This window comes from Polynucleobacter meluiroseus, from assembly GCF_900205755.1.
GTDB lineage: Bacteria > Pseudomonadota > Gammaproteobacteria > Burkholderiales > Burkholderiaceae > Polynucleobacter > Polynucleobacter meluiroseus.
Genome location: NZ_OANS01000003.1, coordinates 299,685 through 321,407, shown reverse-complemented (window position 1 = coordinate 321,407; position 21,723 = coordinate 299,685). Strand labels below are relative to the sequence as shown.

The following is a 21,723-nucleotide window of genomic DNA, read 5'->3' as shown; positions in this document are numbered from 1 at the left end:
AGTTCTGCACAGACTTATCCACAGGTAGACTTTCGTAAAGCGGGTTTTCAATTCAGCTAAAGTGTTGACCTTATGTACACCATCTTACTATCTGCCGGTTGGCCCATTTGGCCCTTGTTGCTCATCTCTATTATCGGCTTAGCAATCGTTTTAGAGCGTCTTTGGTTTTTACGGCAAATTCATATTTTTCCCAAAAATAGCCTTGAAACCACCTTTGGAATCGCCAACCTCCTTTCGCAGCAAAAAATGGTTTCCAACGAAGAAATTACGGCTATTGGTCAGCTATTTCCTGTTGGGCCGCTTTTTGCCTGCGCCCTTCATGAAAAGGCAAATGGTAGCAATGCCGCCGATGCCCTAGAAGAGCTTCAGGCGACCGCTTTGACGACCTGGATCAAACTGGATCGCTATTTGGCTGCCTTGGCCACAATTGCCACGGTTGCCCCCTTGCTAGGCTTATTCGGCACGGTAGTGGGCATGATTGAGATCTTCGGTAGTCAAGGAGCCATCAATGGCGCTGTAGGCAGCCCACAGCAATTAGCCCATGGAATTTCGGTAGCTTTATACAACACGGCATTTGGCCTCATGATTGCTATTCCTGCATTGGTGGCTTGGCGAGGATTGCGAGCCATGGCGAACCAACGCCGCCATGAGTGCGAGGAATTCACGCGCCAGTTATTTAAAAAGCTCTACCCACAATCGGCCAACCCAACATGAATTGGATTGAGCACAATCTTCACTCCAGAAGAAGATTCTCCTTGGGCGCCATGCCCGCCCCAGTTGAACCAGAAATCAATCTCATCCCCTTTATTGATGTCCTCTTGGTGGTCTTGATTTTCTTGATGATCTCCACCACCTTCACACGCTATCAAGAATTAGCCATCACCCTACCGAATGCCAATGGTTCTGACATTCAAACCGAGCAAAAGCAAATTCATATTGCAGTGAGTCGCGATGGACGTTACGCGCTGAATGGCAAGATCACAGACCGCATCCAATTAACTCCGGCACTGCTTGAGCTCACATCAAGCAATCGGAGTAATAATGCCTCTATGCAAATCAACATCGATGCGGATGCCCGCGCCCCTCATCAGGCGGTCATGGGCGCACTAGAGGCTGCACGTGATGCGAATTTATCGAATATTGTGTTTAGTAGTCAAACCAAAAAATAGTTCAGATATTCATGTTTCGTAAAGCACCGGCATTCTGGGAAAAACGTGGCCCGATCAGTTTCATTCTTTGGCCTCTATCCCTTATTTATAGCGCGGTACTGCAGATACGTAAACTGTTCCAAGACTTGGGCCTTTGGGTTGGAAAACCCGTCTCCGTGCCCGTCATCATCGTGGGTAATATTCGTGTGGGTGGTACTGGGAAAACGCCGATCGTGATCGCCGTTGCACAGCAGTTAGCCCAATTAGGCTGGAAGCCCGGAATCATCAGTCGCGGTTACGGCGCCAAGACCCAAATCATCCCTCTGCAAGTGCGCAGTGATTCTGATCCCGCTCTTGTAGGCGACGAACCCGTCTTAATTGCTAAGCTCACTCACGACAACTTTCCTATCTGGGTATTTCCGCAACGCAGCCAAAGTATTGCTGCCCTGTTGAAACAGAATCCCGAAGTCAATGTCATAGTAAGTGATGATGGTTTGCAGCATGCTGGACTGAGTCGCTGGCCGGCGCGGGAGGGTGGGCGGGATATCGAGTTTGTCGTGCGCGATGCGCGCGGCGAGGGCAATTCTTTTTTACTTCCTGCCGGCCCCTTGCGCGAGCCTGCCACTCGGGAGCGCGATGCGACCTTAATCATGGGGTCGCAGAAAGCTGAAGTCTATCCCGACGGATATTTTTTAGGCCAACGTGCCTTTAACTTAACTAGTCAGTTGGGGGCTGCCTTTCAACTTCATCATCCGCACACCACCCTATCCCTAGCAGACATTGCCACGCAATACCTGCCCGCTAAGATGACTGCAGTTGCCGCAATTGGTAACCCGCAGCGGTTTTTTGATGATTTGCAGACTCAGGGGATTTGCGCCAGCGGTATTGCGCTACCTGATCACAGCACTTTTCACGCCAGCTTTTTTGACTCTATCAACGCCGAATGTATTTTGATTACTGAAAAAGACGCCGTCAAATGCGCTCACATTCAAGACGAACGCATTTGGGTTGTCCCCATGACTCTAGCAATACCTGATACATTAAGCCAATGGATGCAAGCGATTTTGGCAAGACCAGATCCACATCAACCATCTCAATAAATTTATTTTTAATAGCCCCTCATCACGGAACAACATGGACAAGCGTTTACTCGAAATATTAGTCTGCCCCTTGTGCAAAGGATCATTGCAATTGGCTGAAGATAAACAAGAGCTGATTTGTAATTTGGATCGTTTGGCTTATCCCATTCAAAATGACATACCAGTGATGTTGATTGATGAAGCCCGCACTCTGACTGCCGAAGAAATTCGTTAAGCTCTGTGAGTCATCAGTTGCCCGATTTTTTAGTTGTAATTCCTGCTAGGCTAGGATCTACGCGCCTCCCAAGAAAGCCACTAGCAGATATTGGCGGTAAGCCAATGATTGTTCATGTTGCAGAGCGCGCGAAACTCTCCTCAGCCAAGCAGGTGCTCGTTGCCACTGATTCTGAAGAAATTCAGGCGGCATGTGTTGCGCATCATATTGACTGCGCCCTTACCCGCGCAGATCACCCTACTGGTACCGATCGCATTGCCGAGGTTGCCGAGCAATTGCAATTGCCTGCCAACACCCTGATAGTGAATGTCCAAGGGGACGAGCCTTTAATCCCACCCGAACTTATTAATCAGGTTGCCCAAACCTTAGCCGACAGCCCCACTTGCGCCATTTCTACGGTAGCAGTGCCCATTACTGAAATACTAGAAATTAACAACCCAAATGTAGTCAAGGTGGTTTTAAATCATTTAGGGGAGGCCCTTTATTTTTCTAGAGCGGCCATCCCGTTTGCACGTGACCTAGGCGCTGGAGCCGCCGTCACTTACCTGCGTCATTTGGGTATTTACGCCTACCGTACGGATTTTCTGCGGACTTATGCCGGGCTTGAAGTGGCTCCCCCCGAAAAGGCAGAGGCGCTCGAACAACTGAGGGCGCTTTGGAATGGCTATCGTATTGCAGTGCACACCACCTCTAACGCCCCGCCGGCTGGGGTTGATACCCCTGAGGACTTGGAAAGGGTGCGGCAAATTTTAGCCAATGATTAAGTAATCGGGCTTCACATCCCTTCTCGGGGATAATCCTAGGAATGCAATTTAAGAGATCCCGAAAAAATACGGGAAAATGGACAGTCTTCTAAGGGGATAACAATGCGGTTAATTCTGCTCGGTGCACCGGGTGCTGGTAAAGGCACACAAGCCCAATATATTTGCGAAAAGTTTGCGATTCCACAGATTTCCACTGGGGATATGCTGCGCGCCGCTGTCAAAGCAGGCACGGAGCTAGGTATTGCGGCGAAAAAGATTATGGACTCTGGCGCACTTGTTTCCGATGAAATTATTATCGGCCTCGTTAAAGAACGCCTAACCCATCCAGATTGCAATAAAGGGTACTTGTTCGATGGTTTTCCAAGAACGATTCCGCAAGCGCAAGCTATGCGTGATGCTGCCGTCCCAATTGATTTCGTTCTAGAAATCGACGTGCCATTTGATGCCATTATTGAGCGTATGAGTGGTCGCCGTGTGCATCCTGCTTCCGGACGTACTTATCACGTTAAATTTAATCCGCCTAAGGTAGCTGGCAAAGATGACGTCACTGGTGAAGATTTAATTCAGCGTGACGATGACAAAGAAGACACCGTACGCAAACGTTTGCAAGTCTATAACGAACAAACGCGCCCACTCATTGAATATTATTCAAGCTGGGCAACCCATGGCGTCCCCACCGACAAAGTCGAGGCACCCGCCTATCGCAAGGTCAGTGGCACCGGAAGTGTTGAAGGCATTACCAGTGCGATCTTAGAAGAACTCAAATAAGTTACCACTCGCTGAATTAAAGCCTGCTCACTAGCGAAGTGTGCAGGTTTTTTTTATTGAATTGTCCTTGAATTAGTCTGCTCCAAAAACCGCTTCTGTCTTTATTTGCAGGTATGATTTACTGAAGATAAAAGCACACTCTATGACATCTAACAATCTCACAAAATTTATTGTCGGCGCAATGGTACTGGGCATCCTAACCGGTATTGGCATTCACTCCATCAGTGGAGACTCTGGATTTGCAACAGAGTATGTGACTTACATTTCTATTTTGACAGATGTATTTTTGCGTCTCATCAAGATGATCATTGCACCGTTAGTCTTTTCAACGTTGGCCGTCGGCATTGCACGCATGGGCGATGCCTCCACGATTGGTCGCGTGGGCTTAAAAACATTTTCTTGGTTCATCTCCATGTCATTGATATCCCTACTTTTAGGGCTAGTCATGGTGAACTTATTGCAACCGGGTAGCGGCCTCAATCTCACCTTGCCAGAGCTAACCGCCTCAACTGGACTCAACAAAAACAGTCTTAATCTGGTTGATTTTGTCAGGCATATTTTTCCGACTAGCATCCTCGATGCCATGTCTAAAAATGAGATTTTGCAAATCGTAGTCTTTTCCGTCTTTTTTGGTGTCGCCGCAGCCGGTATGGGCTCACGCGCTGAGGAGTTTTTAAGAAACCTCGACATGCTGTCCCACATCATGTTGAAAATCACCACCGCAGTCATGAAGTTCGCGCCCTTTGCTGTATTTGCTGCAGTGTCCGCCGCTATCGCTCAAAACGGACTTGGCATACTTATGACCTATGGCAAGTTCATGCTCAGCTTTTATGCCGCTATTTTGATGCTATGGCTGGTAATCATCCTCATTAGTTCGGTCGTCTTGAAAAAGCGAGTTTTCCATTTAGTGTCCTTGCTACGCCAACCTATCTTGCTGGCCTTCTCCACTGCGAGTTCAGAGGCAGCCTATCCTAAAACCTTGGAGCAACTCGAACGTTTTGGCTGCTCCAATAAGATTGCCTCTTTTGTGTTGCCAGTAGGCTATTCATTTAATTTGGATGGCTCGATGATGTACTGTACTTTTGCAGCACTCTTTATCGCGCAGGTATACGGTATTGAAATGTCCATTGCGCAGCAACTCCTCATGCTGCTCGTTTTGATGATCACCTCGAAGGGTATCGCCGGCGTGCCGCGTGCCTCTTTGGTAGTTATCGCCGCCACCCTCTCGCAATTCAATTTGCCTGAAGCGGGAATTTTATTAATCTTAGGTGTAGATCACTTTTTAGATATGGCGCGCTCCGCAACCAACGTCTTAGGGAATGCCTTGGCTACTGCAGTGGTCAGCAAATGGGAAGGTGAGCTAAAGACTTAAGCGCTGAAATCTATTTGAGCTCTTTGAGCGCGCTCTCAAAGGATTCAATATCAGCAAAGCTTCTGTAAACAGAGGCGAAGCGAATATAAGCAACTTTGTCTAAACGCTTGAGTTCGCGCATCACCAATTCGCCGACGCGCTCACTCGGTACTTCTTTCTCGCCTAGGCTTAAGAGCTTTTCTTCAATGCGGGCAATCGATTCATCGACTGAATCCGCAGACACAGGTCGTTTACGCAGCGCTAGCTTGATTGAGCTTGCCAACTTATCGTGGCTGTAATCCACGCGGCTGCCATTCTTTTTAACAATAGATGGGAGTGCTAATTCGACGCGTTCGTAGGTTGTAAAGCGCTTGTCGCACTTAGCGCAGCGTCGACGTCGACGAATGGTATCGCCCTCATCCGATACCCGGGTATCGAGTACCTGGGTATCGTCGTTATGACAGAAAGGGCAACGCAATAGAGGCTCTCGTTAGTCTTATATCAATTAACCGTAGACTGGAAAACGTTTGGTCAGCTCATGCACCTGAGCGCGTACCTTAGCAATATTCTCAGCATCGTTCGGATTATCTAAAACATCAGCAATAAAATGCCCTACTTGCCTTGCCTCAGCCTCTTTAAAACCTCTTGTAGTCATCGCCGGTGATCCCAAACGAATGCCGCTGGTCACCATTGCTTTTTCTGGATCGTTCGGAATGCCGTTCTTGTTGCAGGTAATATGCGCTTCGCCTAATACACGCTCAGCCTCTTTACCAGTCATCTTCTTAGCGCGTAAATCTACCAGCATGACGTGTGACTCGGTTTTGCCAGAGACGATGCGCAGACCCCGATCAATCAAGGTTTCAGCTAATGCTTTTGCGTTAGCGATCACCTGTGTTTGGTAATCCTTAAAGCCGGGCTCCAGCGCCTCTTTAAAGGCTGTTGCCTTACCAGCAATCACATGCATTAATGGGCCGCCTTGCAGACCAGGAAAGACGGCAGAATTAATTGCTTTCTCGTGCTCTGCCTTCATTAAAATAATTCCACCGCGTGGACCACGCAAACCTTTGTGCGTTGTCGAGGTCACTACGTCTGCATGCGGAACAGGATTGGGATACACGCCAGCAGCAATCAAGCCAGCATAGTGCGCCATGTCCACCATAAAAATGGCACCGATTTCTTTACACAATTTACCGATGCGCTCAAAATCGATCTGCAAGGAATAGGCGGATGCACCAGCAATGATCAACTTAGGCTTGTGCTCACGAGCTAAGCGCTCCATTTGCTCGTAATCAATCACTTCATTTTCATCCAGGCCATAAGCAATTGGGTTAAACCATTTACCACTCATATTCAAAGCCATGCCGTGAGTAAGGTGTCCGCCCTCAGCCAAGCTCATTCCCATAAAGGTATCGCCTGGCTTTAAGAATGCCAAGAAAACGGCTTGATTAGCAGAAGCCCCACAGTGAGGTTGGACATTAGCTGCTTCGGCCCCAAACAATTCCTTAACACGCTCAATGGCTAATCGTTCAGCAACGTCCACAAACTCGCAGCCACCGTAATAACGCTTGCCTGGATACCCTTCTGCATACTTATTGGTTAACTGCGAGCCTTGCGCCTCCATAACGGCTGGAGAAGTATAGTTTTCGGAGGCAATCAGCTCAATATGGTCTTCTTGACGTTGATTTTCCTGCACAATGGAAGCCCATAACTCTGGGTCGGTTTTGGCTAAGGTCTTTTGACGGTCAAACATGGTGATAATCCTAATGTAGTTGTCTTGCTTAAGTAAAATCTACCTACATCATACAAAATCCCTCATGAATCCTACAGAAGACCTCTCATTTCTCTCTCTCGTCCTGAATGCAAGCCTATTAGTACAGCTGGTAATGTTGTTATTACTGGGTATGTCTCTCGCTTCTTGGACCATCATCTTCAAGAAAACGGCCATTTTGAGTGGCGTCAGAAAAGACACTGAGCGCTTTGAGCGTGATTTTTGGTCTGGCGGCGACCTGCACACCTTGCTGGAGTCTGCGCAACGCAATACCCGCAGTGATGCCGTCTTGGAGCATATTTTTGAGGCCGGCATGCAAGAGTTCATGAAAGTGCGTGAAATCGACGCAGCCCGACGCGCCATGAAAGCCACCTATCAACGAGAAATGGATCTGCTGGAAGCCAATCTGCCCTTTTTAGCTTCCGTTGGCTCAGTTTCCCCTTATATTGGTCTTTTTGGTACCGTGTGGGGCATCATGCATTCCTTCCGTGGACTTGCCAACGTACAAAACGCCACCCTTTCAGCAGTTGCACCAGGCATTGCAGAGGCTTTAGTTGCTACAGCTATTGGCTTATTTGCCGCTATTCCTGCCGTGGTGGCTTATAACCGCACTACTACTGAAGTAGATCGCCTCGCAATTCGTTTTGAAACCTTTATAGAAGAGTTCACCAACATCTTGCAACGCCAAGTTGCCGGTAAATAATCATGGCGGGTTCACTCAAGCGATCAACTAAGCGTCGAGCCATGGCCGACATTAATGTGGTGCCTTATATCGACGTCATGCTGGTGCTGTTAGTAATCTTCATGGTCACAGCCCCCATGGTCAACCCTGGAGTGGTCAATTTGCCAACGGTTGGTGGGGCAAAAGTACAGGCCTTACCCCCTGTTTTTTTAACCATTGATGCCGATGAAAAAATTATCGTGCGTAAAGACGGTGAACCAACACAGACGCTGAATACTTTCGAGCTAGGTGCTTTTGCGCGATCACAAGCGGAGAAATCCGCAGATCAGCCAGTAGTGTTGGCTGCTGACAAGTCGATCAAGTATGAAGTTGTCATGACGGTGATGTCAAAGCTTAAAGAAAATGGTGTGAAGCGGGTTGGTCTGGCAGTGAAAAGCCAATAATTCACTATTGCATCACAACCTTTGCTTATGAATACCGCGCCTAATTTATCCCTAGAATTCTCACGCGGTCGCCTCAGCAAAAGCGAGAGTACCAAGCGCGCTTTTAGTTTGTCCTTATTCGTTCATTTAGGCTTGATTGCGTTTTTAGTCATCGGCATCAATTGGAAAACTAGTACACCTGCAGGGGTTGAAGTAGAACTGTGGGATGCGACACCGCCAGCGGAAATTCCTCCTCCTGCACCAGAACTCAAATCTGCATTCAAGGAAGAGGCTGCTGACATTGCCGTGAAGAAAAAAGTGGTAGCACCTGAGCCGCCTAAAAAAGTAGCGGCCAAAGAGGTAATAAAACCCACACCTCCAGTCAAAGTAATCCCCCCCAAAGAAGTGCCCAAGATCGTGCCAAAGGAAACCCCTAAAAAAGCAGAGGCTCCGAAGGAAACTCCTAAGCCCGCTCTAACTCCAGCTCAAATTAAAGCCGAAGCTGAAGCCGATAAAAGACGCGCTGCGAATATTGCTAGTTTGCGTGGTTTGGCAGCAAACGATGGGGGCACTGGAGGTACCGTCGGCAGCGGTGTGGGCGGTGGTGGTAATGCGCCTCCAGGTTGGAGCGATAAAGTGATTAAGAAGGTACGCGCCAATATTACGTTTAATGCTGATACCTTTAAGGGCAATAAACAAACGGTGATTCAAGTAAAGCTTGCCCCGGATGGCGCTATTCTGACTAAAGTAATGACGTCGAGCAGCGGTGATGCCAATTGGGATCAGGCAGTCTTAAGCGCAATTGAAGCAACACAAACTTTACCCAAGGATGACAATGGTCAATTCCCGACACTCACTCCTGAACTTAAACTCAAACCCAAGTAAATTAAACACCATGACCACATTGATCTCACGCTCAGTTCTCAAAACCCTAGTGCTCATTACCGCGCTGACTGCTTGCGTATTTAGCGGTCCTAGCTTTGCGCAAATGAGTATTGAAATTACCGGGGTTGGTCAAGCGCTTTATCCGATTGCTGTAATGCGCTTTAAGGACGAAAACAAACTCCCCGTCAACATTACCGAAATCATTCGTCAAGACTTAGCGCACAGCGGCTACTTTAAAAACACGGAAAATGGTAACGCCAGCGAAAGCGATGAAGGCACGCCTAACTTTAAATCCTGGGCGGCTCGCGGTGCAGATGCTCTGGTAGTAGGTTCTGTTGTTCAAACAACAAACAACCAGTTTGAGATTCGTTACAAACTGTTCGATATTCGGAAGTCACAAAGCTTGGGTGGCCTCAATCTCAACTCCAGCGCAGATAATTTGCGCGCGGTAGCCCATAAAATTTCTGATGACATTATTTTCAAATTACTCGGTGAGCGCGGTATCTTCTCTACTCGCCTTTCTTATGTGGTGAAAGAAGGGAAACGATATCGCCTCGTGATTTCAGATGCAGATGGTCAAAACATGCGTAATGCATTGAGTAGTGGGGAACCTGTGATTTCTCCATCATGGTCACCAGACGGCAAAAAAGTAGCTTACGTTTCATTTGAAGATCGTAAGCCAGTGATTTATGTTCACGAGTTAGCTACAGGTCGACGTATTTCACTTTCTAACCAAAAGGGTAATAACAGTGCGCCAGCTTGGTCTGCAGACGGAAAAAAATTAGCCATCTCTCTATCGAAGGATGGCAACACGCAAATTTACAGCATCAATGCGGACGGTACTGGCCTGCAACGCTTAACTCGCGGTAATACGATTGATACGGAACCACAATATTCACCAGACGGACGATATATTTATTTCACTAGCGATCGGGGTGGCAATCCCCAAATCTATCGCATGAGCGCAGAGGGTGAGCAAGCTGACGGCGCTAAGCGCGTTACGTTTAAACAAGGCTTTGTAACCTCGCCGCGAATTTCACCAGATGGTAAGTACTTGGCCTACATTGCCAACCTTGGTGGCGCATTCCGTCTCTATATTCTTAACTTGGCTACCGGAGAATCCAGGGCTTTAACTGACGGCAGTAGTGATGAATCCCCCTCCTTTGCGGCAAACGGCCGTTATGTACTTTATTCAACTAAGGTGGGCGGCAAGCGGGTATTGGCAGCCGTTTCAGTCGATGGAAATTCGAAGCAGGTGTTAAGCATTCCAGGATCTGATGTACGTCAGCCATCCTGGGGACCATTTATGGATTAATACCCCATACGCCTCGGAAAGCCCCTGCCCGCTACTTTGAATTAACCACTTTTACTGCGTGCGGGGGCATAATGATGAATATTGGTAGCTTAAGTTACTTCGTTTGCGGGATAAAGGATAGATCATGAAGATTTCAAGTGCACGTAGGTTGGCAACATTTGCCATTGTGGGAGCGGCAGCATTATTGATGGCAGCCTGCTCAAGCGTTAAATTAGACGATGTAAATGGCGATGGCGCCAATGGTGGGAGCGGCGGCAACTTCGCATCGCAGCCTTGGAACGATCCTAGCAGCCCACTCTACCAACGTAGCGTCTATTTTGACTTAAACGAATACACGGTACAAACCAAGTACCAAGCGCAGTTGTCCGCTCACGCGAGCTTTTTAAAGGGGCACCCTAATCAAAAGATCATTATTCAAGGCAACACGGATGATCGTGGTACCGCTGAATATAACCTTGCTTTAGGTCAAAGACGTTCGGACGCAGTGCGCAAGGCATTGAACTTAATGGGTGTTACAGATAATCAGATGGAAGCGGTGAGCTTTGGTAAAGAAAAACCAAAAGCCGAAGGCGACAACGAGGCGGCTTGGGCAGAAAATCGCCGCGCTGACATTGTTTACATCACCAACTGATGAAGTCGTTTTTTTACTCATGCAAACAAACGCTCTCACGAGCGTTTTGTTTAAGTGCGGCTCTGGTTTGCTTATGCTCATCTAATAGCGCTTGGGCCCTCTTTTCTGATGATGAGGCGCGCAAAGCCATACTCGATTTACGCAAATCACTCGCCACGACTCAACTCGACTTGCAAAATCAAATTGACGCGCTCAAAACAGAAAATGCCAAGCTTCGCGGTAAGGTTGAGGAACTTGAGAAGCAGGGCGAAGAGATTAATACATCTCAGAAAACCTACTATCAAGATCTCGATAATCGTTTGGGAAATTTTGAGCCCCGCACCGTAACCATTGAGGGTGTCACTGGTGTTATGCAGCCCGGTGAAAAAAAGGCCTATGACGACGCTTTGAGTGCATTTCAGTCTGGCAATCTTAAAAAGGCTGAGGATGGTTTTTCTGCGTTCATTACTCGCTATCCCAAAAGCCCATACATCCCTTTAGCACTTTTCTGGAGCGGCAATAGCAAGTACGCCAATAAAGACTATTCTGGAGCGATTGCGCAACTTCAAGGCATGATTAAACGGTTTCCTGAGCACCCTCGCATCCCTGCAGCCATGTTGACCTTAGGTAATGCACAGCTTGAGAGCGGTAGTAAAGTAGCGGCCAAAAAAACCTTCAGCGAGATCATCAGTAAGTTTCCCGATACCGATACAGCAAGCAAAGCCCAGCAACTCCTCACCGCTACCAAGTAATGACACCACTCTCTGCAGAATTTACGCAGTTCTCCCCTAGAAAACCGAATGCGCCAGCCGTTATTTTATTTTCAGGCGGCTTAGATTCAACCACGATCTTGGCGCTTGCCAAAGACTTAGGTTATGCGCCTTATGTGCTATCTGTAGGCTATGGCCAACGCCACTCTTCTGAATTGGCAGCCGCAAAACACATTGCCAAAAAGATGGGGGTGAAACGTCATGAAGTGATTAACTTAGATCTCACTCGCTTTGGTGGATCTGCGCTTACCGATGCCTCTATAGAATTACCTACGAGCCCAGGAGGGGAGCATGAGATCCCCATCACTTACGTCCCGGCGCGCAACACCATCTTATTGTCACTGGCCTTAGGCTGGGCTGAATCACTTGGTGGTCTAGATATTTTTTATGGTGCTAATGCGGTGGACTACTCCGGCTATCCGGACTGCCGCCCTGAATATGTGGCCTCATTTGAAACCATGGCCAATCTAGCGACCAAAGCTGGCGTAGAGGCCGTCAATAATGACAATCGTTTTAGAGTTCACGCTCCCATCATCAGCATGAGCAAGGCTGAGATCATTGCACTAGGCAACACACTCGGAGTAGATTACTCTCAGACAGTGTCTTGTTACCAAGCCAACGATTTGGGTGAAGCTTGTGGTGAGTGTGAATCCTGTCGTCTCAGACAGGTCGGCTTTAAAAACGCAAAGTTAGTTGATCCAACTCGCTACCGTAAGTAATCTATTCCTCAAGCTCCAGCTTTTATTTAACCTGAGTCTCAAGCATCCGCGCAACGTAACGCGCGATCAGATCAACCTCTAGATTGACTACATCTCCTTGCTTGAGATGGCCTAAGGTCGTATTTTCTAATGTATGTGGAATGATATTGATATCTACCAAGCAACTTGTGTGGGTATCGGTTGTTTTATTTACCGTGAGTGAGACGCCATTCACTACTATCGAGCCTTTGTATGCCAAAAATGGTGCCAGCTCTTTTGGGGCTTCGATCTGCAGAAGCCAAGAGCCATAAGTATCTTGGGCTACTTCAGAAAAATGCGCAACCTTACCGACTCCATCCACGTGGCCGCTCACTAAATGTCCACCCAAGCGATCATTTAAACGCAGCGCTTTTTCTAAATTTACTGGCCCTACCTGATCGAGCCCCACTGTTTTATTTAGAGACTCGCGTGAGATATCAAAGCTAAAGGTATTGCCATCAAGCTGCGTTGCCGTCATGCACGCCCCCTGAATTGCAATACTATCCCCAAGAACCACATCCTCTAAATAGTGAGCGGGCGTCTCGATAGTGAGATGCAAGCCATCGCCTTTAGCTTGTGCGTTTTTGATGTGCCCTACGGCAGTAATAATTCCTGTAAACATAGATTGATTTTAACTTTTTAATAAACGCACACGCAGGTCTGGTCCAAAACTTGTGTGTTCGATAATGCTCCAATTTTGGCGGTGCTGCAATTCTACGAGTGGGGATACATTAGCCATTCCAACACCTTCACCAATAAAAAACGGCGCATAGTACAACAGCAGCTCATCGACACAATCTTCTCTCAGTAAGGATCCATTGAGTTTACAACCCGCCTCCACATGAATTTCATTCATATGCCGCTCTTGCGCAAGGTAGCTAAATAATCGAGGTAGATCCACCTTACCATTTGGATTTGCCATAGCAATGATCTCCGCTCCGCCTGACTCCAAGCGCCTAGCTCTTGCTTGCGCTTCCGCAGATTCAAGAGAAGCACAAACCACCAGCACTCCTGATTGATCAATCTGTTTAAGTAACTTAGCATCCGGCGGAGTCTCTAAATGGGAGTCGACAATGATCTTCCAGGGCTGGCGCTGGGTTTGGACTTCTCTAACATTGAGACTAGGGTCATCTTCTTTTACCGTACCCACGCCCGACAGAATGGCACACGCTTGCGCACGCCAGTGATGCCCATCAGCTCGAGCGAGCGGCCCCGTAATCCATTGACTCTGGCCATTTGATAAAGCTGTCTTACCATCTAAACTGGCAGCCATTTTGAGTCGCACCCAAGGTAAGCCGCGCGTCATCCTAGAGATAAATCCAGGATTCAGTTTTTCAGCATCTTCCTCCATGAGGCTACAGTGCACATCAATTCCGGCCTGCTTTAAACGCTCTAGCCCTTTACCAGCCACGAGGGGATTGGGATCGATCATTGCCACAATCACACGCGCTGGCTGCGCAGCAATCAATGCATTTACGCATGGGGGCGTTTTACCAGTGTGGTTGCATGGCTCTAAAGTGACATAGATATCTGAACCAGCTGGATCAAAACCCTGCGCCCTAGCGTCAGCTAAGGCTTGGATTTCAGCATGAGGACCGCCAACCTGTTGAGTAAAGCCTTTGCCAATAAGCTGACCATCTTTGACGATGACACATCCCACACGGGGGTTTGGATTGGATAAGTAGAGGGCATTTTTGGCTTGGGCTAAGGCCTGGCTCATCCACTGGTGGTCATCATCGCTGTACATGGGTCTATTAAAACCGATTGTGAGCGGCAAAGACAAAATTTACAATTTTGCAGATATTTAAGGGGCTTACTTACAGGCTTTGGGGTCTGCCTTAGGGTCGCAAATGCGCCAACGACCGCCACTTCCCATAATGAGTTGACGTTCTAGACTGGGGACATGCTCATGACCCAAAATTAACCGATTGGCAACAAATCCCCCATGACGCGTCTTCGCCGCTCCGGCGGGATTGAAGGTGATGCCTCTTTTAGAGGTGTGAGGATCAATAAATTGCTTCCCCCCTCCCTTAAAGTAAGCGGGGCTAATATCCCCTTGAGAAAACCAGTTACGCTCAATACAGGTTGCGGTGGATTGATTGGCTAAACAAACACTTTTTACAACCCAACCCTCCTCCCACAAATTGCCATGAACAGGAGCTATTTGAACTGAGCTACCCAATCGCAAAGCTTGTTGGCGTGCAAATTGGGCATGCAAAATAAAGCGTCGTGCAATCGTATCGATTTCTCTTGCGGCGATTTGCCGTTGCAACATGGGCATGGAAGATGCGGCCATGATGGCGATAATTAAAACAACGACCATCAACTCGAGGAGGGTGCTGCCCGTTTCTTTATTCAAAGTCTTGGCGCCAATGCAAACGGTGTGTTGCGCCCGTTTTAGGGTCCAGAGAAACTAACACCTCAAGGTAAGGCACTTCTTTATTGGCGATGATCCAACGCTGCTTTCCTGCGGCAAAAATGTCGCATGCAGGATTTTGCTGAATCAGAAGATTGGCGAGATCGCTTTCACAGCCTGAGACCTTATTTTCAGCCAGAATGAATCTTGCTTGGGCATCAACTAGGGTATTGACCCCCACCACCTCTAGCGCACTCATTCGCTCAATGGAGGCTAGCAAAGAAGAAAGTAACACCAATAAAGAGAAAACCCAGGCAAGAATCATTGGGGATTGCGGGTGGCAAAGGTGCGGCTGAATTCTCGTTGCAAGGCCTTACCATCGGTCATCTGCAGTTTGACCACGAATAACCGACTGCCGCTATTCGATCTGTTTGCATTGCCTAATAATGTTGATGACTCATCAATAGATAATTGATTAACGCCGTTCATTACGGTGGTGTTTTGCATTCTGCCATGGCGATCTAGTGACTGGCAAATCAATGAGCCGCCATTCACCTTAAACCCTTTGGGTGCAGTAGCCTGTCTCTCCACTAAAAAGCCCTGTTGAGCCCAATGACCCTTAGTACGCTCTTTGGTGAGCACATTACCGACGCAATCCAGATCAACTCCATCAGAAAGCTCATGGCGAATTAAGAAAGAATCTGAACCTCTAAAACCCTTCCCTTTCTGTAGAGAAATAAATGGGGCAGAAGATGAGATTTTTTTGCTACTAGCGCTCAATGATTGGGTATTGCGAAATCCAGCCATGCGAATGGCGCGCCCGATCAACTCTAGTGCACGTTCCGCTTCTGCGGTTAGTGACTGCACTTTCTCATACTCAATTTGTTTTGCTGCCAGTTCTGCGCTGGTTTTTAGTAACGGACTTACCAGCATCAAGCTCAGGGCTAGCCCTATGAAGCAATCGAGAAGGCTCATTTACTGACCCCTGCTGGGCATTGTTGAGGCTATGTATATGTATTTCAAATTGATCTGATTCCTTTCCGATTTGCACTCTTTTCTCTTGCAACTGTCCAAATCTCAATGCAAGCCCTTGGTAAGCGTGGGATAAACCCACCCAGCTGGTCACTACCAGAGTCATTGCGATCAATGCCTCAAGCAAAATAAAGCCCTCTTTAGGGTTGGTATTTAGAGCCATAAGCCCATTTTCTAGGCATTGGGCTCAGAAAAAAATCCATGAATTCCTTTTTGCTTGTCTGAAACGGCGGATATAGCAACGAAAGCCGGAGAACTAAAGAACGACAAACGCCCCATCAGCTTAAAATAGAAGGCTATGCAAAATACACTCGCCAGTACTGAAGAAATCGTTGCCGAGTTGCGCGCAGGCAGAATGGTCATCCTAGTCGATGAAGAGGATCGCGAGAACGAAGGCGACTTAGTTTTGGCAGCCGATCACGTCACACCGGAGGCGGTCAACTTTATGGCCAAGTTTGGTCGGGGGCTGATTTGCCTGACGCTGACCCGTGAGCGCTGCCAGCAGCTCAATCTTCCTTTAATGGTCAAAGATAATGGCACCTCCATGGGCACCAACTTTACAGTTTCGATTGAAGCTGCTAACGGTGTTACGACTGGCATTTCTGCAGCCGATCGTGCTCACACCATCAAAACCGCAGTTGCGTCCAAAGCCAAACCAGATGACTTGGTACAGCCTGGGCATATTTTTCCTTTGATGGCTCAGCCTGGCGGAGTACTCATTCGCTCTGGACATACTGAGGCGGGTTGCGACTTAGCCGCTTTGGCTGGTTGCTCACCAACCTCAGTGATTTGTGAAATCATGAAAGACGATGGCAGTATGGCTCGCTTGCCAGACTTGCTGGAGTTCGCCCAAGAGCACCAATTAAAAATAGGCAGTATTGCTGACTTGATTCAATATCGTAGCCAGCACGAAAGTATTGTGGTTCGCGAGGGTGAGCGTGAGTTCAATACTCCTTGGGGGAAGTTTCATGGGGTGGTCTATCGGGATACACCTAGCTCCTGTATCCACATCGCCCTAGTCAAAGGGACTCCCTCTGAAACCACGGAGACTTTAGTAAGAGTGCATGAGCCCTTAACGGCGCTGGACTTCCTCGATACCAATATCAGTACGCATTCTTGGCCCCTATCCCAAGCTTTGCAAACATTAGCTGCCTCACCTGTGGGTGTAGCTGTTTTACTGAATGCCTCTGGAATGGCTGCACCGAATGATGTGGATTGGTTGGCACAGTTTCAAAAACTCAATAGTATTGACGCAGGTAAAACTGCAGCGCCGTTGGCGCGCAAAACTGATTTCCGCAGTTATGGCATTGGCGCCCAAATCTTAAAAGATCTCGGTGTTGGCAAAATGCGCTTACTCGCCAATCCCAATCCTATTCCAAGTATGTCTGGGTACCACCTAGAAATTACTGGCTACACTCCTTTTATTGCTTAATATTTTTCTTCTACAGACCTTATGACTATTTCCCATTCTGATGTTGCTGTTGGTGTTTTAGGGGCCGATCTAGCTGGTAAGGGCTTGCATATTGGCGTCGTACAGGCCCGCTTCAATGAAGATCATTGCGTTGCCCTAAGGGATGCTTGCATTGCTGAGTTGGTTCAATTGGGGGTACTGCATGAGGATATTAAAGTGATCACCGTTCCAGGTGCGCTAGAGATTCCATTTGCACTGCAACTACTGGTTGAGACCGGTGAGTTTGATGGTCTGATCGCCTTAGGTGCAGTGATCCGTGGTGAAACCTATCACTTTGAATTGGTCTCAAACGAGTCCGCAGCGGGCATTACGCGCATTTCATTAGACTCTAAACTGCCAATTGCTAACGGTGTTCTGACCTGCGATACGGATGAGCAGGCCGAAGAGCGGGTGCAGATCAAAGGGGCTGACTGCGCTAGAACCGTTATAGAAATGGCTAATTTAGCCTTAGCACTCACACCGGATATCGACATCGATATTCATCATATTCAAGAATAATTACATCATGTCTAATCTGCCCCCCAACGCACTGTCCATTAAAACAACAACTGCATCTAGTGCGCCCAAACGTTCTTTGACGCCGCGTCGACGCGCTCGGGAATACGCCCTGCAAGGCGTTTACCAAAGCCTAGTCATGCGTCGAGCCGGAAGCTTGCCTAATGCTTCAGCGATTGCTAAACAACTTGCTGAAGACCCCGGATTTCGGCGCTGTCAGCTCGATTTATTTAATGGCATTTTCGAGGGCGTGTTGGAACGCACAGACGAGTTGGAAGGCATCATCACTCCGGCCTTAGATCGCCCAATCAATGAACTCTCGCCCGTTGAACACGCAGCTTTATTAATCGGCACCTATGAATTGGCTCTCGACCTCTCCGTCCCTTATAAAGTGGCTATTAATGAAGCCGTTGAGTTAGCAAAGACCTTTGGTGGTACCGATGGTCATAAGTACGTAAACGGCGTATTGGATCTATTAGCAAAAAAACTCAGGGCTACTGAGCTCGCAGCGAGCTAGTCAGGATCCCATCACCTCCTTGATCCCTTATCGGGGATAAAATCAGTTAACCAATTTATTAACTGAGAAGCGCTATGAAAAAAATAGATATTCGGGGTTTATTAAAGGATCCCAGTCTTTTTAAAGAGGATGCCTACATTAACGGTCAATGGCTGAAGATGGGCCCCGATAGTCGCTTTCCAGTGCATAACCCTGCGACGGCAGAGCTCATTGCAGAAGTGGGTAATACCAGTACTGAAAATGCTGAGCTTGCCATCCAGTCAGCGGAAAACGCTCTAGAGGGCTGGAAAAGTAAAACCGGTAAAGAGCGCGCCATTGTGATGCGCAAATGGTTTGACCTCATTGTCGAAAATACCCATGATTTGGCAACACTCATGACCTTAGAGCAAGGTAAGCCGCTAGCAGAAGCTGCTGGTGAGGTTGCTTACGGGGCATCCTTTATTGAGTGGTTTGCTGAAGAGGCAAAGCGTGTCGCTGGATTAATACCGAGCACCACTTGGAGTGATAAACGCTTACTTGTACTCAAGCAGCCCATTGGGGTGTGTGTCGCCATTACCCCTTGGAACTTTCCAATTGCGATGATTACGCGCAAGATAGCGCCTGCCATGGCAGCGGGTTGCACGATAGTCATTAAGCCAGCAGAACTTACGCCACTATCTGCACTCGCCCTAGCTGAATTAGCCTCGCGTGCAGGTGTACCAGCTGGTGTCATCAACATTTTGACTGCAGACGCTGAGCAGTCTATTGCTTTAGGGAAAGTATTTTGCGCCTCGCCGATAGTGCGACATCTGTCATTTACTGGCTCAACTGAAGTAGGTCGTATTTTGATGGCTCAGTGCGCACCCACAGTCAAAAAATTGGCACTCGAACTCGGCGGCCATGCGCCCTTTATTGTGTTTGAAGATGCCGACATTGATGCTGCGGTAGCTGGCGCGGTTGCTTCCAAGTTTCGTAATTCTGGTCAAACCTGCGTCTGCGCTAATCGCTTCTACATTCACCGCAAAGTGCAAGATGCCTTTGTAGAGAAATTTGCCAGGGCTGTGCGGGCTATTAAAGTAGGCAACGGCATGGAGGCGAATATTAATCAGGGTCCTCTCATTGAGCAATCCGCCTTAGAAAAAGTTGAGAAGCATGTAGCCGATGCGCTAAGCAAGGGAGCTATGTTGGTTGTTGGTGGCAAGCGTTCTCACTTAGGCGGTACCTTTTATGAGCCGACTGTTTTAAGTAATGTCAGCGCAGATATGCTGATCAGCTACGAAGAAACATTTGGCCCCGTTGCCCCGATCATTCCCTTTGATGATGATGCGGAAGTTGTTCAGCTGGCGAACGATAGTCAATATGGCTTGGCATCGTATTTTTACAGCAGAGATATTGGCCGGATTTGGAAAGTAGCGGAAGCGCTTGATTATGGGATCGTTGGCGTCAATACCGGCATCATTTCCAATGAAGTTGCCCCCTTTGGTGGTGTCAAGCAATCTGGCTTGGGACGCGAAGGTAGTATTTATGGAATCGATGAGTACTTAGAGCTGAAGTACGTTTGCCTTGGCTTATAAAAAAGAGCCTATCTTTTTTTGTACACCAAATCCCATACACCATGACCTAATTTAAGACCTCGGTTTTCAAATTTGGTAATGGGGCGGTAAGCTGGCCTATCTACGTAGCCAAGATGGGTTACATTTAATTGCGCTAAAGTAGGCTGAAATTCATTAGTGAGCTCACTCGCCTCTGAAATATCTTTTTCATTAAAGGTCGCTATCTCGACCTGCTCTGTAGAGGTATTGATCAAGGCAGGCTCAGCGTTGAGCACCAATAACATTTGCTCAGCATAGTTATGCCAGTCTGTAGCCAGATGTAAGTAAGCGCCCGTTTTTAAACGCGACACTAATAGCCTGACGAATTCTGCCTGAATCAGCCTTCTCTTATGGTGGCGTGTTTTATGCCAAGGATCAGCAAAGTAAATATGAATTCCATCAAGCGAATCGGGTGCAATCATGGTTTCTAATACTTCTACTGCATCATGGCGTATTAGGCGTAGATTAGTCAGTTGCTGCTCACCTATGAGTTTGAGTAGCGCCCCGACGCCAGGTAAATGCACCTCAATTGCCAGAAAATCATCTTCTGGTCTCAGAGCGGCAATCTTAGCAGTGCTCTCGCCCATACCAAAACCAATCTCAAGTATTTTGGGTTTTCGTGAGCCCTCAAACAGGGCTGATAAATCTACCTTTGACTGCTGATACGGCACTAGAAATTGAGGGCCCAGCTCATCCATGGCCCGCTGTTGACCAGCAGTGATTCTGCCAGCCCTCAGAACGAATGAACGAATTCGGGTAAGTTGTTTGCTTATCTTATCTTCAGATTTATCCTGCTCCAAACTACCCCACCACTTTCTTAAAGTAAGCGATGGTTTCTTTGAGACCATCCTCTAACTGCACTCGAGGCTCCCAAGCTAGCTTGTCTTTAGCCAATGCAATATTGGGTTGACGCTGCTTTGGATCATCAGATGGTAAAGGCTCGAAAACCAACTTCGATTTACTTCCCGAAAGTTGCAGAATCTTTTCTGCGAGCTCTAGCATCGTGAACTCATTGGGATTACCAATATTTACAGGGCCAGTGAAGCCATTTTCAGAATTCATCATCCGCACCATAGCTTCAATAAGGTCATCGACATAGCAAAAGCTGCGGGTTTGTTGACCATCGCCGTAGATAGTAATGTCTTTGCCTTGTAAAGCTTGCACAATAAAGTTGCTCACAACCCGACCGTCATGGGGATTCATACGCGGCCCATAGGTATTAAAGATGCGCACAACCTTAATATCGAGCTGGTGCTGGCGATGGTAATCAAAGAATAAAGTTTCTGCGCAACGCTTACCTTCGTCATAGCAAGAACGAATGCCGATAGGATTCACTTTCCCCCAGTAGGATTCTGGCTGGGGATGCACCTCTGGATCGCCGTACACTTCACTAGTAGAGGCCTGCAAGATACGGGCCCTAGTTCTTTTAGCAAGACCCAGCATATTAATGGCACCGTGTACGCTAGTCTTCGTAGTTTGGACTGGATCGTATTGATAGTGCACTGGCGATGCAGGACAGGCTAGGTTGTATATTTGATTAGTTTCAACATACAAAGGGAAAGTGACATCATGACGCATTAACTCTAAATGGGGATTGGAGAGCAAATGGGCGACGTTTTGCTTGGAGCCAGTGAAGTAGTTATCGACCACTAAAACATCATTACCCTCTTTGAGTAATTTTTCGGTCAGGTGAGAGCCTAAGAAGCCAGCGCCGCCAGTGATGAGGATTTTATTCATATAGTTAGTC

Annotated in this window: 27 protein-coding genes; 18 read left to right on the top strand and 9 right to left on the bottom strand. The window is 47.7% G+C overall.

The window, feature by feature from the left end:
* Nucleotides 1–72: 72 nt before the first annotated feature.
* The 7 genes from CP950_RS07070 (at nucleotide 73) to CP950_RS07040 (ending at nucleotide 5,366) form a co-directional block, all read left to right on the top strand.
* Nucleotides 73–714 carry a MotA/TolQ/ExbB proton channel family protein gene (locus CP950_RS07070; RefSeq protein WP_096673722.1) on the top strand — a complete coding sequence of 214 codons (642 nt, stop codon included), beginning with the start codon at nucleotides 73–75 and terminating at the stop codon, nucleotides 712–714.
* Entirely contained in the window at nucleotides 711–1,169 is a 459-nt protein-coding gene (locus CP950_RS07065; protein ID WP_096673719.1) for an ExbD/TolR family protein, read from the top strand. The genes CP950_RS07070 and CP950_RS07065 overlap by 4 nt, the downstream gene beginning before the upstream one ends.
* Nucleotides 1,170–1,180: 11 nt before the next feature.
* A complete protein-coding gene (lpxK, locus tag CP950_RS07060) occupies nucleotides 1,181–2,248 on the top strand; it encodes a tetraacyldisaccharide 4'-kinase (RefSeq protein ID WP_096673716.1) in 1,068 nt (355 codons plus the stop codon).
* 34 nt (nucleotides 2,249–2,282) lie between these two features.
* The gene (locus CP950_RS07055) at nucleotides 2,283–2,462 is read left to right on the top strand and encodes a Trm112 family protein (protein WP_096673713.1); all 180 of its coding nucleotides are present in this window, start codon (nucleotides 2,283–2,285) and stop codon (nucleotides 2,460–2,462) included.
* A 5-nt stretch (nucleotides 2,463–2,467) separates the two neighbouring features.
* Nucleotides 2,468–3,226: a 3-deoxy-manno-octulosonate cytidylyltransferase gene (kdsB, locus tag CP950_RS07050; protein ID WP_096673710.1), complete on the top strand. Its 759-nt coding sequence runs from the start codon at nucleotides 2,468–2,470 to the stop codon at nucleotides 3,224–3,226.
* Nucleotides 3,227–3,328: 102 nt separating this feature from the next.
* The gene (gene adk, locus CP950_RS07045) at nucleotides 3,329–3,994 is read left to right on the top strand and encodes an adenylate kinase (protein ID WP_096673707.1); all 666 of its coding nucleotides are present in this window, start codon (nucleotides 3,329–3,331) and stop codon (nucleotides 3,992–3,994) included.
* Nucleotides 3,995–4,136: 142 nt separating this feature from the next.
* Complete coding sequence (locus CP950_RS07040; protein ID WP_096673704.1) at nucleotides 4,137–5,366, top strand: dicarboxylate/amino acid:cation symporter; 1,230 nt, start codon at nucleotides 4,137–4,139, stop codon at nucleotides 5,364–5,366.
* 10 nt (nucleotides 5,367–5,376) lie between these two features.
* On the opposite strand, the gene nrdR is transcribed toward CP950_RS07040, so the two are convergent.
* Together nrdR and glyA are read right to left on the bottom strand one after the other, a co-directional pair.
* Entirely contained in the window at nucleotides 5,377–5,823 is a 447-nt protein-coding gene (gene nrdR / locus CP950_RS07035) for a transcriptional regulator NrdR (protein ID WP_096673702.1), read from the bottom strand.
* Nucleotides 5,824–5,850: 27 nt separating this feature from the next.
* Nucleotides 5,851–7,095: a serine hydroxymethyltransferase gene (gene glyA, locus CP950_RS07030; RefSeq protein WP_096673699.1), complete on the bottom strand. Its 1,245-nt coding sequence runs from the start codon at nucleotides 7,093–7,095 to the stop codon at nucleotides 5,851–5,853.
* 64 nt (nucleotides 7,096–7,159) lie between these two features.
* Between glyA and tolQ the strand changes: the two genes are divergently transcribed.
* The 7 genes from tolQ to queC all read left to right on the top strand — a co-directional run bounded on the left by tolQ (nucleotide 7,160) and on the right by queC (nucleotide 12,516).
* A complete protein-coding gene (gene tolQ, locus CP950_RS07025) occupies nucleotides 7,160–7,816 on the top strand; it encodes a protein TolQ (RefSeq protein ID WP_096673696.1) in 657 nt (218 codons plus the stop codon).
* Between the two features lie 2 nt (nucleotides 7,817–7,818).
* The gene (gene tolR / locus CP950_RS07020; protein ID WP_096673694.1) at nucleotides 7,819–8,238 is read left to right on the top strand and encodes a protein TolR; all 420 of its coding nucleotides are present in this window, start codon (nucleotides 7,819–7,821) and stop codon (nucleotides 8,236–8,238) included.
* Between the two features lie 27 nt (nucleotides 8,239–8,265).
* Nucleotides 8,266–9,102 carry an energy transducer TonB gene (locus CP950_RS07015; protein ID WP_096673692.1) on the top strand — a complete coding sequence of 279 codons (837 nt, stop codon included), beginning with the start codon at nucleotides 8,266–8,268 and terminating at the stop codon, nucleotides 9,100–9,102.
* Between the two features lie 10 nt (nucleotides 9,103–9,112).
* Nucleotides 9,113–10,417 (top strand): Tol-Pal system beta propeller repeat protein TolB, encoded by a 1,305-nt coding sequence (tolB, locus tag CP950_RS07010; protein WP_096673690.1) that lies wholly within the window; start codon nucleotides 9,113–9,115, stop codon nucleotides 10,415–10,417.
* A 124-nt stretch (nucleotides 10,418–10,541) separates the two neighbouring features.
* Nucleotides 10,542–11,048 (top strand): peptidoglycan-associated lipoprotein Pal, encoded by a 507-nt coding sequence (gene pal / locus CP950_RS07005; RefSeq protein WP_096673688.1) that lies wholly within the window; start codon nucleotides 10,542–10,544, stop codon nucleotides 11,046–11,048.
* The gene (gene ybgF / locus CP950_RS07000; RefSeq protein ID WP_096673686.1) at nucleotides 11,048–11,779 is read left to right on the top strand and encodes a tol-pal system protein YbgF; all 732 of its coding nucleotides are present in this window, start codon (nucleotides 11,048–11,050) and stop codon (nucleotides 11,777–11,779) included. Before pal ends, ybgF begins: the two co-directional genes overlap by 1 nt.
* Nucleotides 11,779–12,516 (top strand): 7-cyano-7-deazaguanine synthase QueC, encoded by a 738-nt coding sequence (queC, locus tag CP950_RS06995; protein WP_096673684.1) that lies wholly within the window; start codon nucleotides 11,779–11,781, stop codon nucleotides 12,514–12,516. The genes ybgF and queC overlap by 1 nt, the downstream gene beginning before the upstream one ends.
* A gap of 22 nt (nucleotides 12,517–12,538) precedes the next feature.
* On the opposite strand, the gene CP950_RS06990 is transcribed toward queC, so the two are convergent.
* From CP950_RS06990 to CP950_RS06970, 5 genes are all read right to left on the bottom strand, one after another.
* Nucleotides 12,539–13,156, bottom strand: coding sequence for a riboflavin synthase (locus CP950_RS06990; protein ID WP_096673682.1), 618 nt, complete (start codon nucleotides 13,154–13,156; stop codon nucleotides 12,539–12,541).
* Between the two features lie 9 nt (nucleotides 13,157–13,165).
* On the bottom strand, nucleotides 13,166–14,281 hold the full coding sequence (ribD, locus tag CP950_RS06985) for a bifunctional diaminohydroxyphosphoribosylaminopyrimidine deaminase/5-amino-6-(5-phosphoribosylamino)uracil reductase RibD (protein WP_096673680.1): 1,116 nt from the start codon (nucleotides 14,279–14,281) through the stop codon (nucleotides 13,166–13,168).
* A 66-nt stretch (nucleotides 14,282–14,347) separates the two neighbouring features.
* On the bottom strand, nucleotides 14,348–14,893 hold the full coding sequence (locus CP950_RS06980; protein WP_243391944.1) for a pilus assembly FimT family protein: 546 nt from the start codon (nucleotides 14,891–14,893) through the stop codon (nucleotides 14,348–14,350).
* A complete protein-coding gene (locus tag CP950_RS06975; RefSeq protein WP_096673678.1) occupies nucleotides 14,886–15,215 on the bottom strand; it encodes a hypothetical protein in 330 nt (109 codons plus the stop codon). Before CP950_RS06975 ends, CP950_RS06980 begins: the two co-directional genes overlap by 8 nt.
* Nucleotides 15,212–15,865, bottom strand: a complete 654-nt coding sequence (locus tag CP950_RS06970; RefSeq protein WP_096673676.1) for a hypothetical protein — start codon at nucleotides 15,863–15,865, stop codon at nucleotides 15,212–15,214. The genes CP950_RS06975 and CP950_RS06970 overlap by 4 nt, the downstream gene beginning before the upstream one ends.
* A gap of 355 nt (nucleotides 15,866–16,220) precedes the next feature.
* Between CP950_RS06970 and ribBA the strand changes: the two genes are divergently transcribed.
* The 4 genes from ribBA to CP950_RS06950 all read left to right on the top strand — a co-directional run bounded on the left by ribBA (nucleotide 16,221) and on the right by CP950_RS06950 (nucleotide 19,958).
* A complete protein-coding gene (gene ribBA, locus CP950_RS06965) occupies nucleotides 16,221–17,354 on the top strand; it encodes a bifunctional 3,4-dihydroxy-2-butanone-4-phosphate synthase/GTP cyclohydrolase II (RefSeq protein ID WP_096673674.1) in 1,134 nt (377 codons plus the stop codon).
* Nucleotides 17,355–17,375: 21 nt separating this feature from the next.
* Entirely contained in the window at nucleotides 17,376–17,891 is a 516-nt protein-coding gene (ribH, locus tag CP950_RS06960; RefSeq protein WP_096673672.1) for a 6,7-dimethyl-8-ribityllumazine synthase, read from the top strand.
* A gap of 7 nt (nucleotides 17,892–17,898) precedes the next feature.
* Nucleotides 17,899–18,405: a transcription antitermination factor NusB gene (nusB, locus tag CP950_RS06955; protein WP_096673670.1), complete on the top strand. Its 507-nt coding sequence runs from the start codon at nucleotides 17,899–17,901 to the stop codon at nucleotides 18,403–18,405.
* Between the two features lie 74 nt (nucleotides 18,406–18,479).
* On the top strand, nucleotides 18,480–19,958 hold the full coding sequence (locus CP950_RS06950) for an NAD-dependent succinate-semialdehyde dehydrogenase (RefSeq protein WP_096673668.1): 1,479 nt from the start codon (nucleotides 18,480–18,482) through the stop codon (nucleotides 19,956–19,958).
* Nucleotides 19,959–19,966: 8 nt separating this feature from the next.
* On the opposite strand, the gene trmB is transcribed toward CP950_RS06950, so the two are convergent.
* A complete protein-coding gene (trmB, locus tag CP950_RS06945) occupies nucleotides 19,967–20,776 on the bottom strand; it encodes a tRNA (guanosine(46)-N7)-methyltransferase TrmB (protein ID WP_243391943.1) in 810 nt (269 codons plus the stop codon).
* A 1-nt stretch (nucleotide 20,777) separates the two neighbouring features.
* The gene (locus tag CP950_RS06940) at nucleotides 20,778–21,713 is read right to left on the bottom strand and encodes a UDP-glucuronic acid decarboxylase family protein (RefSeq protein ID WP_096673664.1); all 936 of its coding nucleotides are present in this window, start codon (nucleotides 21,711–21,713) and stop codon (nucleotides 20,778–20,780) included.
* Nucleotides 21,714–21,723: the final 10 nt, after the last annotated feature.

Bases quoted from the DNA above. Each gene is read 5' to 3' on its own strand.
- CP950_RS07070 (WP_096673722.1), top strand. From the start codon at position 73: ATGTACACCATCTTACTATCTGCCGGTTGGCCCATTTGGCCCTTGTTG.
- CP950_RS07065 (WP_096673719.1), top strand. From the start codon at position 711: ATGAATTGGATTGAGCACAATCTTCACTCCAGAAGAAGATTCTCCTTG.
- lpxK (WP_096673716.1), top strand. From the start codon at position 1,181: ATGTTTCGTAAAGCACCGGCATTCTGGGAAAAACGTGGCCCGATCAGT.
- CP950_RS07055 (WP_096673713.1), top strand. From the start codon at position 2,283: ATGGACAAGCGTTTACTCGAAATATTAGTCTGCCCCTTGTGCAAAGGA.
- adk (WP_096673707.1), top strand. From the start codon at position 3,329: ATGCGGTTAATTCTGCTCGGTGCACCGGGTGCTGGTAAAGGCACACAA.
- CP950_RS07040 (WP_096673704.1), top strand. From the start codon at position 4,137: ATGACATCTAACAATCTCACAAAATTTATTGTCGGCGCAATGGTACTG.
- glyA (WP_096673699.1), bottom strand. From the start codon at position 7,095: ATGTTTGACCGTCAAAAGACCTTAGCCAAAACCGACCCAGAGTTATGG.
- tolQ (WP_096673696.1), top strand. From the start codon at position 7,160: ATGAATCCTACAGAAGACCTCTCATTTCTCTCTCTCGTCCTGAATGCA.
- tolR (WP_096673694.1), top strand. From the start codon at position 7,819: ATGGCGGGTTCACTCAAGCGATCAACTAAGCGTCGAGCCATGGCCGAC.
- CP950_RS07015 (WP_096673692.1), top strand. From the start codon at position 8,266: ATGAATACCGCGCCTAATTTATCCCTAGAATTCTCACGCGGTCGCCTC.
- tolB (WP_096673690.1), top strand. From the start codon at position 9,113: ATGACCACATTGATCTCACGCTCAGTTCTCAAAACCCTAGTGCTCATT.
- pal (WP_096673688.1), top strand. From the start codon at position 10,542: ATGAAGATTTCAAGTGCACGTAGGTTGGCAACATTTGCCATTGTGGGA.
- ybgF (WP_096673686.1), top strand. From the start codon at position 11,048: ATGAAGTCGTTTTTTTACTCATGCAAACAAACGCTCTCACGAGCGTTT.
- queC (WP_096673684.1), top strand. From the start codon at position 11,779: ATGACACCACTCTCTGCAGAATTTACGCAGTTCTCCCCTAGAAAACCG.
- CP950_RS06990 (WP_096673682.1), bottom strand. From the start codon at position 13,156: ATGTTTACAGGAATTATTACTGCCGTAGGGCACATCAAAAACGCACAA.
- ribD (WP_096673680.1), bottom strand. From the start codon at position 14,281: ATGTACAGCGATGATGACCACCAGTGGATGAGCCAGGCCTTAGCCCAA.
- CP950_RS06975 (WP_096673678.1), bottom strand. From the start codon at position 15,215: ATGATTCTTGCCTGGGTTTTCTCTTTATTGGTGTTACTTTCTTCTTTG.
- CP950_RS06970 (WP_096673676.1), bottom strand. From the start codon at position 15,865: ATGAGCCTTCTCGATTGCTTCATAGGGCTAGCCCTGAGCTTGATGCTG.
- ribBA (WP_096673674.1), top strand. From the start codon at position 16,221: ATGCAAAATACACTCGCCAGTACTGAAGAAATCGTTGCCGAGTTGCGC.
- ribH (WP_096673672.1), top strand. From the start codon at position 17,376: ATGACTATTTCCCATTCTGATGTTGCTGTTGGTGTTTTAGGGGCCGAT.
- nusB (WP_096673670.1), top strand. From the start codon at position 17,899: ATGTCTAATCTGCCCCCCAACGCACTGTCCATTAAAACAACAACTGCA.
- CP950_RS06950 (WP_096673668.1), top strand. From the start codon at position 18,480: ATGAAAAAAATAGATATTCGGGGTTTATTAAAGGATCCCAGTCTTTTT.
- CP950_RS06940 (WP_096673664.1), bottom strand. From the start codon at position 21,713: ATGAATAAAATCCTCATCACTGGCGGCGCTGGCTTCTTAGGCTCTCAC.